Consider the following 11,744-nt stretch of genomic DNA (forward strand, 5'->3'; position numbering starts at 1 on the left):
TTTATTTATTGGGCCTGCTCACATATTTATTGTCTTTTACAAAAAAACGGTAAGGTAACTTTGCGGCTTCTCCTGCAGTTTCCATGCCAATTCTATTGCCCTTACCTGTTAAAGAGGCAAAATGTTGTACTGTATTGTTGCGGTAAATTTTTATTGCGCCATTTTGCAAATTTATTCCATCATGTAGTTTTCTTATGCCCAATGCCTTTGCCACATTACCGGGGCCACGGGTTATGGTAGTATCTGTAAAAAATTTTCCGGTTCGTTGCTGCATTATTTCCATTCCTTCAATGGGTTCTATCGCCCTTATTAGTATTGCATCGGGAGTATTTTCTTTATTGGTTACAATATTCAGCATATCATGTATTCCATAGCAGATATACACATAAACAGTTCCGCCCCTGGCATACATGGTTTCGTTACGCGGCGTTCTTCTACCTTTATAAGCATGAGACGCCTTGTCGGTAACTCCTGCATAAGCTTCCGTTTCAACAATTATTCCACTGGTTACTTCATTATTAATATGAGTAACTATAATTGTTCCCAATAGTTCTTCGGCAATTTGCAGCACTTTGGTACTTTCAAAATATTTTATGGGCAAAAGCTGCATAGTGATCTATTTTTTACAAAATGGGCACAGCGATAACTAAACCCTTAATTTAATATCTTTGAGCACATTAGTATTTTATTAAAGATAAAAATACTTTACGTTTTATACAAATCAAGAAAGCCGCAGGTAAATGCTCAAGGAAATTGTAATTGCCATACAGTCTTACCGGGAAGCGCACCGGTTTATTTCCAGGCACAGGTTGTGGAAGTGGATTCTCATACCGGGATTTCTTTATACAATTATGTTTATTGCCGGTATATGGCTGTTTTGGGTTACCAGTACTGAGGCCACGCAACTTCTCTTAAATAAAACAGGAATTAAAGAATGGCTGGAAAATTTAAAAAACGGCTGGATGAATTTTTTGGTAATCATTTGCCAAATCATCATTTGGATGGTAACGTTAATGTTTTATTTTTCGTTGTTTAAATTTATTTTTCTCATTATTGGTTCCCCTTTATTTTCTTACCTAAGTGAAAAAACCGACGCCATCCTCACCGGGAAAGACTTTCCCTTTAGCTTATCAAAACTGATGAAAGATGCGTGGAGGGCTATTAAAATTGCCATAAGGAATATTCTTTGGCAATCGCTGTATATGATTAGCCTTTTTTTACTTTCTTTAATTCCTTTATTTGGCTGGGTAACACCGGTTGTTGGGCTTTTAGTGGAATTTTACTACTTAGGCTTCAGTATGCTCGATTACAGCAGTGAGCGCAATAACCTTAGCGCTTCACAAAGTATCCAATTTATAGGAAGGCATAAAGGCCTTGCCATAGGTAATGGTTTGGTTTTTTATTTGATGCACCTGCTGCCGGTAATTGGCTGGCTTTTAGCGCCAAGTTATGCAGTAATAGCTGCCACGCTAAGCCTGCATAAAGCCCGAAATGAAAAAATAATTATTGGATGAGCATTGTATATTTAATCCCTTCTTTACTGGCAGAGGATGCCATTGAAACCATACCGCTTTATGTAATTAATGCCATTGAAGGGTGCCAGGTAATTTTTGCCGAAAATGAACGTACAGCAAGGAGGTTTTTAAAAAAAATAAAAAAAGAAATTGTTATTGACCAGTTTGAATGGTTTACAATTCACAACCGTGAGGAAATGGAAACCGTTAATTTTCGGCAAAAAATAAAAGAAAATAAAAATATTGCTATCATAAGTGAAGCCGGTTGCCCGGGAGTAGCCGATCCCGGGCAACTACTGGTATGTATTGCACAGGAAATGAATTGTATCATTAAGCCGCTTGTGGGCCCAAATGCAATTTTACTGGCTTTAATGGCCAGCGGGCTAAATGGGCAGCATTTTGAATTTTATGGCTACCTGCCGGTTGACAACGAAAAAAGGGCAAAAAAAATAAAGGAATTGACATTGGATTCCCAAAAAAATAACAGCACTAAAATATTTATTGAAACCCCTTACCGCAACCAGCAGTTATTAGATGCTTTTTTAAATAATTGCAAACCCTTTAGCCGCTTATGCATTGCGGCAAATCTTACCTCACCGCAGGAATGGGTGAAAACAAAAAGCATAGCCCAATGGAAAAAAGAAATGCCACAATTGAATAAACAACCCGTAATTTTTTTATTGCAGTGGCAGTAGTTTATTTATCCGGGCTACGCATAGAAATAATACTATCTACAATATACCTGCTGTTGCCCCGCCAGGGAAGCGCCCCGTTATATTCTTTATAATGTAAATCAAAAATTTTTCCACTGTTGAGTTTTAATACATCAAATATTTTTTTGTCTTTTACCGAAAATTCAAATTCATTTGATTGTATGCCCATTCCAGAACGGGTTTTAATCCCTTCCTGTATGAGCTTGCCCTCATAGGTTTTAAAAATTTGCCCTTTTCTTACTGTATAATTTAAATATCCCGATTTTACGCCGTCATCCGTAAATGGATAATAATATTTCCAGTAAATAAATGCTGCAAGAAATACAAATAATGAAAAGAAAAACCATCTCATAAATCTCTTAAATGCCCCGGGTTTGGTGGGCTGTACCTTTTCTACTTTGGGAGCAGAACTTATATCTGTCATTAATTAAGGTTTTATTGTTTGCAAGGCAAAAATATTAATAAATTCATTCCCATAATACCTACATATGAATTATGCAACTTCATCCATAATAAAAAAATGGAAAATATTTTTTTTAAAAAAACCCATATTCACTCACCAGCCATACAAAGGCTGCCATATTTACAGCACCAAGATCCAGCTCTCTCTTGCTTACTGCTTCAAACACATCATTGGCAGCATGGTGCAAATCAAAATATCGTTGGCTGTCTGGCGCTAAACCAGCAAGTACGGTACCCATGGGTTCCAAAGGGCCAATATCGGCGCCACCCTGGCCATCTATTAAATAATAAACCCCGTAATTTTTAAATAAGGGCAACCAACTTTCAATTTTTCTTCTTACTTCTGCTTTTGCATTAGTAAAAAAACCCCTTGGTGTATACCCACCGGCATCGCTTTCCAGGGCAAATACAATAAGTTCTTTATACTTTTCCGCATGTTTTGCATAAGCAATCCCGCCACGTAGCCCATTTTCTTCATTCATAAATAAAACTACCCTAATCGTACGCTTTGGCTTAATGCTCATTTGTTTAAATGCCCTTATTATTTCTATGGATTGTACGCAACCTGCACCATCATCCTGTGCACCTTCTCCTAAGTCCCAACTATCCAGGTGGCCGCCAACGGTAATTATTTCCCAGGGTTTACTGGTACCGGTTATTTCCCCAACTACATTATAAGATTGTACATCGGGCAGCATTTTACAGCTGGTTTTGAAAAATACTTTCAGCCTTTTGTTATTTATTATTGCATTGCTTAGCCATTCTGCATCTTTTGTACTAATAGCAATAGCCGCAATTTTGGGAAAAGAATCGTTATACTGTGTGGTACCGGTATGCGGATAGTCGTCTATGTTACTGGCAAGGGAGCGCACAATTGCAGCAACAGCTCCATATTTTGCCGCTTGTGCCGGCCCTATCCTGCGGCCATTACCGGCTTCGCCATAAGCCCGGAATGTTTCCAAATAAAGCGGATTCATTTTAAAATTAAAAAATACTATTTTTCCTTTAACCGTATTACCCAATTCATGCAAGGCTTCCATGCTTTTTACTTCTACCACTTCTGCCGAAACAGCACCTGGTTTTGTGGCTATGGTATTGCCAATAGCACATACGCTTAAAGGATACTTTTTATTACCGGGCAAAATAGCATACGCAACTTCTTTGGCGCCCCTAACCCAATGTGGAACCATACAGGGTTGCAAATAAACTGTATCTGCACCTGCAGCTTTTAACATGGCTACAGTAGCGTTAATTGCCTTTGATGCATTTACCGATCCGCTTAGTCTTGACCCTATTTTTTTACAAAGAAACTCCAGGTTTTCGTATGCTTTGCTGTGCATTAAAATTTCATCGGCAATTTTGCGGATCATTATGGAATCGGCATTTTGGGCATTGGCATAAAATGCACTAAACAAAAACAATAAATAAATCGAAAAATATTTTTTCTTCATACCAACAAACTTACATAAAAACCCTTATTGCTTACCCCTTCTATTGTACCCATTTTCCTTATGATTTTTACTGTATTCGCAATCATTTTCTTTTATATAATTGCTAACTTGCCTTATAAAACCCATATATGAATATTGCCATTGTTTGCTACCCAACTTTTGGCGGAAGCGGTGTATTGGCTACAGAACTTGGTAAAGCGCTTGCAGATGAAGGGCACAACATCCACTTTATTACATACCAGCAGCCAGTAAGGTTAAGCGGTTTCCATACCAATATTTTTTATCATGAAGTAAGGGTACCTACCTACCCGCTTTTTGATTTTCCGCCTTATGAAACTGCACTTACCAGCGCAATGGTTGATGTAGTGAATAACCACCAGGTAGATTTATTGCATGTTCATTATGCCATTCCCCATGCATCAGCAGCTTACCTGGCAAAGCAAATTCTTGCAAGGCAGCGGAAAAAAATACCGGTAATAACCACTTTACATGGAACCGATATTACCCTTGTGGGCAGGGATAAAACCCTTAGCCCCGTAGTGGCATTTTCAATAGAAGCCAGCGATGCGGTTACTGCAGTATCGCAAAACTTAAAAAATGAAACTTATAAAAATTTTAATACCCAAAAAGATATTGAAGTAATCTACAACTTTGTAGATATAGAGCGGTTTCACCGCAAACCAGTTGATGCATTTAAAAAACTCATTGCACCCAATAAAGAAAAAATTATTGTGCATGCATCCAATTTTAGAAAAGTAAAACGTGTGGAGGATGTGGTAAAAACATTTTTATCCATCAACAAAGTTCTTCCATCAAAACTTTTAATGCTGGGAGACGGCCCGGAAAGGCCCGAGATAGAATCTATGACTCGTAAATGTGCATATAGTGCCGAAATAAAATTTTTAGGCAAGCAGGAGCAAATGGAAGATATTTTACCTATTGCCGATTTGTTCCTGCTTACCAGCGAATATGAAAGCTTTGGCTTATCTGCACTGGAAGCAATGGCTGCAGAAGTGCCGGTGATAAGTACCAATGCCGGCGGCCTGCCGGAAATTATCCAAAACGGGTATTGTGGGTATATGAGCAATATTGGCGATACGGAAGATATGGCGAGTAATGCCATTAAAATTTTGGAAAATGAGGCTTTATTTAAAACTTTTAAGAAAAATGCTTTGGAGCAGGCAAAGCATTTTAGCATCCAAAATATTGTACCTCAGTATGAAGCCCTTTACAATAAGCTGGTTTAATTATTTTCTTCTTAACCATCTTTCCGGGTCAACAAAACCCGTTTCGGTACTCATATAAAAATCCATTGAGCCATCTCCATCATAATTTGTTGCCACTCTTCCTATTACCTGCCCACGTTTTACACTCTGGCCTTTAGATACATTTATTCCATTAAGGTTGGTATAAGTGGTAAAATATTTCCCGTGTTGTATTACTACAAAAGGTTGCTCATCATTTAAGTTTACAGACAGCACTTCGCCGTCAAAAATTACTTTTACCGGTGTGCCTACAGTGGAAGCTATTGAGGTACAGGTTATCACCATATCACCGCCGCTGGGCAATTTATTATTGCCGTAATGCATCAGCACATATCCATTATCTACCGGCCAGGGTAATGAGCCCCTGTTTCTTTCAAAGCTTGCATTTAATTCTATATTTTCCGAGTTGAGCAAAACGCTTTCCCTGCTATCTACTTTTTTGGTTATATCAGGTTTTGTTTTGGGCACATTGGGTGTTGGCGTTTCTTTATTTTTTTTCTCAATGGCTTTAGCCCTGGCAATAGCTTCCTTTCGAGCATCATCCTGTGCTTTTTTAATTGCTGCGGCTATTGCATTGGATACTTTTTTCATTTGCCTCTGCTTTGCCGTCATTTGCTTGCTTAATTCCCCACCCTTTTTCTTTAACTCATTTAATATCCTGTCCTGCTCTTTCTTTTGGGTTTCCAGGTTTGCTACTTCTTTGTTTTGTACAACAAGGGTAGATTTCTTTTTTACTTTAACCCCGCTAATTTCTTCTACCTTTTTTTTACGTAGCTCCTGTGTACGCAATATATTTTGGCCCTGCATTTCCCGGTAGCTGCGGTAACTTTTTAAATAACTGATGCGCTTTATGGCATCATTAAAATTATCGGCAGCAAAAATAAAATTCAGGAAATCGTAGTTGCTCCGGTTTTTATAAGCATAAACCATGCTCTTGGCATACTCTTGCTTTAAGGTATCCAGCAATCGGTTGTACTTATTAACATCTTTTTGAATGGTATAAATATTATTATCGAGCAGTCTAAGGTCTTTGTTGATATTATCTACTACCCTGTTTTGAAGGTTTACTTTATTATTAATTAAATTCCACTGTAATAAGTTTTCCTTTGTTTTGGTCTTATTGTCGTGTAAGAGTTTTTCCGTTTGTTCAATTTCTTTCTTTAGTTCTACACGCTGTTTTTCCAATTCTTCCCGGGTTTGGGAAAAAACGGCCGTATGCGTAAATACAAAAAAAACAAGAAAGGAAACGATTTTAGGCATGTTGGAAATTTAAGGATTGCGCAAATATAAAATGAAAGGAATAAAAAAAGTTCCTTCATTAAATGTTTATCTAAATAAAAATAAGGATTATTTTATGGAATAGTTCCTGGGTATTTTTAGTGCCACCGATAAATCTTTGTTAAACTCCACCTGCTTATACTCCATTTTTAAATTAAGTTTATTTTGCTCCGCTACCAGCATTTGCCTTATAAAAGAAAACAATTTGCCATCAACCATATTGTAATTATCGTAAGTAATATCAGCCGTTCTGCTCCTGAAAACATCCACATCATCTAATTTACAATGCAGTAATAAATTATTTTCAGCAGAGAGGGTAAGCAGGTTTTTAAAATCACCCAATATTGAAGATACCAGAATAAAGTTGGGGATTTTTTTAAGTGCAACATTTGTACTATCAAAAAAAATGGGATTGCCCAGGAAAAAATCCTGAAGGGTATTTAAACTAAACGGTACCGAAGTAATTTCCTGCAAATAATTTAAGGAACGGTATTGCACTTCCTTTTCCCTTTTATTGAGCAATGTCACCGAATCTTTTGTTATCAATACACGGTAAAATTCAAAATTTAAAAATGTAGCCGTTAGAGACATCCAAATAGCGCTGTCTTTTATCATTCTTACTACTGCGGTTACATCGGGTTGCTTGCCCTGCGCATCGGTTACTTCTACTTTTATTTTAGCAGAAAATGTTTGTGCGGTAATAAAATGGTTACTTAAATTTTGCTTCACTTCTGCTGCAAATTCGGTAGAGTCGGCAATGTGTAACTGCGATGATATTAAGGCGCTGTCTTTGGGTGCTATGGCGGTATTTATTTTTTTTACCGTTTTGCATGATGCAAATACGGCTGCAATGAAAGCAATATGTAATAAATACTTGTACACCTTATTAAAATTATTTTCCGGTATGCCCAAAGCCGCCGGCGCCCCTTTCCGATTCATTTAACACTGTTGCCTGCAATAGTAATGCGGTTTCTACTTTGGCCAGCACCATTTGTGCAATACGGTCGTTGTTATGTATGACCTGTATTTCGTTGCTGAGATTAATGAGGATCACTTTTATTTCTCCCCGGTAATCGCTGTCAATTGTTCCCGGGCTGTTTAAACAGGTAATACCGTTTTTATAAGCCAGCCCGCTTCTTGGCCTTACCTGTATTTCGTAACCTGCCGGTATTTCCACAAATAAACCTGTAGGAATTAATTTTCTTTCCATGGGTTTCAAAGATTCAGGCCCCGGCAGATTTGCCCTTACGTCCATACCGGCTGCGCCAGCTGTTTCATATGCCGGCAATTCGTTGCCTGAGCGGTTGATCATTTTAATTTGAACCATCTATTGCAATTTTTGTATCAACACATTGGCAAATGCAAACAGGCCTTCTTCCCTGCCTGCAAAACCCATTTTTTCCGTAGTGGTTGCTTTTATGGAAACATCTTCTTCCGTAATTTCCAGCAAAAAAGCAATAGATTGCCTCATCATGGGTGCATAAGGCATAATTTTGGGTGCTTCAAGGCAAACAGAACTGTCAATATTTACCACACGGTAACCTTTTTGCTTTACCAGTTGATAAACTTCAATTAATAAAAGCTTACTGTCTATATCCTTATATTTTTCATCTGTATTGGGAAAATGAACTCCAATATCACCTAAAGCCAATGCCCCGAGCATTGCATCGCAAATGGCGTGAAGCAATACATCTGCATCGCTATGGCCTACTGCTCCTTTACTGTGAGGTATTTCCACACCACCAATAAAAAGCTTGGGCCCTTGCTGCAGCCGGTGAAAATCTATGCCAAAACCTATACGGTAACTCATATTGCAAAAATGCTGATAAACTGCACGTAAATATAAAAAAATAGCGCTCCTGGAGCGGAACGCTATTTTAATAAATAAGTTTGAATTTATTTTACGTTAAATACAAGGCTGAAACGCAATGTATTGGAAAGCGGGTTGCGGTTTGTTCCTGAACCAGAAGGCAACAGGTAAGCAAAGTTCAAACCAAATACATTGTAATTTAAACCAGCACCTACAGAGAAATATTTACGGTTTCCTTTTGTAGGGTTTTCGTAAAAATAACCAGCTCTAAAGCTAAATTGGTCTTTATAAGTATATTCTGCACCCAGAGAATAAGAAAGTTCTTTCAGCTCTTCACTAAATCCACCCGGAGCATCTCCAAATGAGCTGAACCAGCTACCTACAACACCTTTGCTACGGTAATCGGCCAGTCCAGCAGAATCTGAAATATCAGCTGGAGTGGGAACCAATAGTTTATTTATATCTAATGCAAAAGTCAATTTATTGTCTTGGTCAAACACTTTTGTATAAGCTCCGCCCAATCCAAAGTTTGCAGGGATATAATCTTTTTGATTAGCATCGTTGGTATAAGAAATTTTAGCGCCAAGGTTGCTTAAGGTTACGCCCCAGTTAAAACCGGCACCATTTGCTTTGGCACCATTATGAAAATAATGCAGGTCACCAGCTACTGAACTTCCTTTTTTATAAGTAGTTCCACCACTTGAAGCGCCATTAGCAAGGTCTGAACTGATATAGCGTAAAGCAATACCTACACCAGATTTTGCGCTCAACTTCCTGGAATAGCCAAGGTCAATAGAAAATTCCCGTGGCCTTCCTGAGTTTAAAGGTGTACCAGATGCATCAGTAAACTGAATGCTACCCAGGCTAAAATAACGTAAGCCAAGCGAAATTGCCTGTTGGTCGTCTAATTTGTAATACCCACCCATTGTAGCTAAATATACATCGTTAAGGCCCAAATCTTTAAGCCATGGAGTATAAGTTAACGCTACGCTGGAAGTGTTTTTGGCAAATACGGTTTTTCCCAGATTCCAAAAAGAGGCATTGGCATCAGGCGCTGTGGCAATACCAGCATCACCCATACCACCAGCACGAGCATCGGGAGAAATCCTAAGGAAAGGAACAGCAGTGGTTACTACATTTATCGGATCGGCAGTTTGTGCATTGGCGCTCATAACTCCGCCAAGTAACATCGCTAAGGCAGTTAGTTTCAATGTTGATTGTTTCATTCGTTTTTTTTGTCTTGGTTAGGTAGAAATTGATCTATAAATTCAAATTTTTAAATAAGCTAATTTCTGTAAAAATAGGGCTTTTTACTTATTAGCAGAAAAAAACAAAATTATGTTAATGTTTTAGGCATCAAATATAAAGGGTTCTATTTTACCAAAAAAAAATATTTCCGGTAACCCCGAAACGAATTATTGACCAAATTATTATAACTCCGGAAATTTTTAAGAAGCAAAAGATATTAGAAAAAAAATGAAAGCATTAAAAAAAATGTTATTCCTGAATTTAACTAATTGCATTTGAAGTAAAGTAATTATATTCGCAGTTCTTATAACCCCAAATTTTTACACACAATAATCGAGAAAACCTTTCGTTAAATCATTTGCAAAACGAATGCACATGCAAAAATCAATTTTTGGCAAAAGCCTCCTTGTAATCACAGTATCTGCCCTAACACTTACCTCCTGTAAAAACGGTGGCCTGTTTGGCAAAAAGAAATCTAAATCCAGCGTAACCGGCTGGAGTTACGACGACAAAAACATGGGCAATTTTCATGTTGCCAAAGTAAAGTATCCCAAAGCCGGGCCCGGGCTTGTATTTGTACAAGGCGGTACCTTTGTAATGGGTGCTAAAGAAGATGATGTAATGGGTGACTGGAACAATGTTCCCCGCAGGGTTACCGTACCATCATTTTTTATTGATGAAACCGAAGTAGCCAATGTTCACTACCGTGAATACCTATATTGGCTTGAAAATACTTTTAGCGCAGATACCAGCATAATGAACAAAGCTCTTCCAGACACTTTGGTGTGGAGAGAAGAATTGGCTTATAATGAACCATTCGTGGAGTATTATTTCCGCTATCCTTCTTATAACTTTTACCCGGTAGTTGGTGTTTCCTGGCGCCAGGCTTATGATTTTTGTATTTGGAGAACAGACCGTGTGAACGAACTTAAACTCATGCAAAAAGGCTATTTGAAAAAAGATGCCGTTAAGCGTGAAATGAAAGGTGGTGGCGCCGATGGTTCTTTTAATACTGAGACCTATTTAATGAATCCAGAAATGATCCAGGGCCGTGGCAAACCCAAAAAATCTGATTTAAAAGATATAAACGGGAAACCCCGTACTACAGTAAAAATGGAAGATGGTGTACTTAATATGGGATACCGCCTGCCTACAGAAGCAGAATGGGAATATGCTGCTTATGGTATATTAGACCAAAACCCTGCACCACGTAAAAAAGAAGGAAAAAGTGGTGAAGAGTTGATCAGTAACCAACAAATATATTCCTGGAGCAAAAACCCCAATGGCATGAGGGATACTCGCCATGGAAGCTGGCAGGGAAGGTTTCTGGCAAACTTTAAACGTGGTAGTGGCGATAACATGGGTATTGCAGGTGGTTTGAACGACCGTGCTGCCATTCCTGGCCCTGTAAAAACTTTTTACCCCAATGCTTTTGGCCTTTATAATATGAGTGGGAATGTAAACGAATGGGTGGGTGACGTTTACAGGCCAATGACCTCTTTAGATGCACAGGATTTTAACTACTTCCGTGGAAATAAATTTCAGAAATACTACAAAAACAGCTCAGGCGAATTTGAAAGAGATAGCATGGGCCGCTTGAAAAAAGTGGATATTTCTGATGAAGAAGTTAAAAACAGATCGAACTATCAACGCAATAATGTAATCAACTACATGGATGGCGACTCTGCAAGCCAGGTTTTTTATGGCTATGGTGTATCTTCTTTAATTAGCGATAAATCAAGGGTAATAAAAGGTGGCAGCTGGAACGACAGACCCTATTGGTTATCTCCCGGAAGCCGCAGGTTTATGGAAGAAGACCAGGGAGCAAGTACCGTAGGTTTCCGTTGTGCCCAAACCTATCTTGGCCCGCCTGAAGGCCAAGGATTTAAAGATGGTAACCTCTTTGGAAAGAGGAAACAAAACAAGAAAAAGAAAAAATAATATAATTAAAACCCCCGAAAATTTCGGGGGTTTTTTATTGCTGCTAACTTATTATTTTTGAT

General features: G+C 38.3%; 12 protein-coding genes. 4 read left to right on the forward strand and 8 right to left on the reverse strand.

Annotated elements, in window-relative coordinates; all coding sequences use genetic code 11:
- Position 1: 1 nt before the first annotated feature.
- Positions 2–610, reverse strand: a complete 609-nt coding sequence (locus IPO46_05290; GenBank protein ID QQS64000.1) for a DNA-3-methyladenine glycosylase — start codon at positions 608–610, stop codon at positions 2–4.
- A gap of 130 nt (positions 611–740) precedes the next feature.
- Here IPO46_05290 and IPO46_05295 point away from each other — a divergent pair, with 130 nt between their 5' ends.
- Positions 741–1,514, forward strand: coding sequence for an EI24 domain-containing protein (locus IPO46_05295; protein QQS64001.1), 774 nt, complete (start codon positions 741–743; stop codon positions 1,512–1,514).
- The gene (locus IPO46_05300; protein QQS64002.1) at positions 1,511–2,209 is read left to right on the forward strand and encodes an SAM-dependent methyltransferase; all 699 of its coding nucleotides are present in this window, start codon (positions 1,511–1,513) and stop codon (positions 2,207–2,209) included. The genes IPO46_05295 and IPO46_05300 overlap by 4 nt, the downstream gene beginning before the upstream one ends.
- 1 nt (position 2,210) lies before the next feature.
- Here IPO46_05300 and IPO46_05305 read toward each other — a convergent pair whose 3' ends face one another.
- The gene (locus IPO46_05305) at positions 2,211–2,579 is read right to left on the reverse strand and encodes a hypothetical protein (GenBank protein QQS64322.1); all 369 of its coding nucleotides are present in this window, start codon (positions 2,577–2,579) and stop codon (positions 2,211–2,213) included.
- 184 nt (positions 2,580–2,763) lie between these two features.
- Complete coding sequence (locus IPO46_05310) at positions 2,764–4,140, reverse strand: M20/M25/M40 family metallo-hydrolase (protein ID QQS64003.1); 1,377 nt, start codon at positions 4,138–4,140, stop codon at positions 2,764–2,766.
- A gap of 128 nt (positions 4,141–4,268) precedes the next feature.
- Here IPO46_05310 and bshA point away from each other — a divergent pair, with 128 nt between their 5' ends.
- Positions 4,269–5,387, forward strand: a complete 1,119-nt coding sequence (bshA, locus tag IPO46_05315; GenBank protein ID QQS64004.1) for an N-acetyl-alpha-D-glucosaminyl L-malate synthase BshA — start codon at positions 4,269–4,271, stop codon at positions 5,385–5,387.
- Here the strand turns inward: bshA and IPO46_05320 are convergent, their stop codons facing one another.
- From IPO46_05320 to porV, 5 genes are all read right to left on the reverse strand, one after another.
- Positions 5,388–6,665: a peptidoglycan DD-metalloendopeptidase family protein gene (locus IPO46_05320; GenBank protein ID QQS64005.1), complete on the reverse strand. Its 1,278-nt coding sequence runs from the start codon at positions 6,663–6,665 to the stop codon at positions 5,388–5,390.
- 87 nt (positions 6,666–6,752) lie between these two features.
- Positions 6,753–7,622, reverse strand: a complete 870-nt coding sequence (locus IPO46_05325; protein ID QQS64006.1) for a DUF4292 domain-containing protein — start codon at positions 7,620–7,622, stop codon at positions 6,753–6,755.
- A complete protein-coding gene (dut, locus tag IPO46_05330; protein QQS64007.1) occupies positions 7,576–8,010 on the reverse strand; it encodes a dUTP diphosphatase in 435 nt (144 codons plus the stop codon). Before dut ends, IPO46_05325 begins: the two co-directional genes overlap by 47 nt.
- On the reverse strand, positions 8,011–8,493 hold the full coding sequence (locus tag IPO46_05335) for a 2-C-methyl-D-erythritol 2,4-cyclodiphosphate synthase (protein QQS64008.1): 483 nt from the start codon (positions 8,491–8,493) through the stop codon (positions 8,011–8,013).
- Positions 8,494–8,579: 86 nt separating this feature from the next.
- Positions 8,580–9,719, reverse strand: coding sequence for a type IX secretion system outer membrane channel protein PorV (porV, locus tag IPO46_05340; protein ID QQS64009.1), 1,140 nt, complete (start codon positions 9,717–9,719; stop codon positions 8,580–8,582).
- 391 nt (positions 9,720–10,110) lie between these two features.
- Here porV and IPO46_05345 point away from each other — a divergent pair, with 391 nt between their 5' ends.
- Entirely contained in the window at positions 10,111–11,682 is a 1,572-nt protein-coding gene (locus IPO46_05345; protein QQS64010.1) for an SUMF1/EgtB/PvdO family nonheme iron enzyme, read from the forward strand.
- Positions 11,683–11,744: the final 62 nt, after the last annotated feature.

The sequence above is a fragment of the Chitinophagaceae bacterium genome (assembly GCA_016699815.1).
Taxonomy (GTDB): domain Bacteria; phylum Bacteroidota; class Bacteroidia; order Chitinophagales; family Chitinophagaceae; genus Ferruginibacter.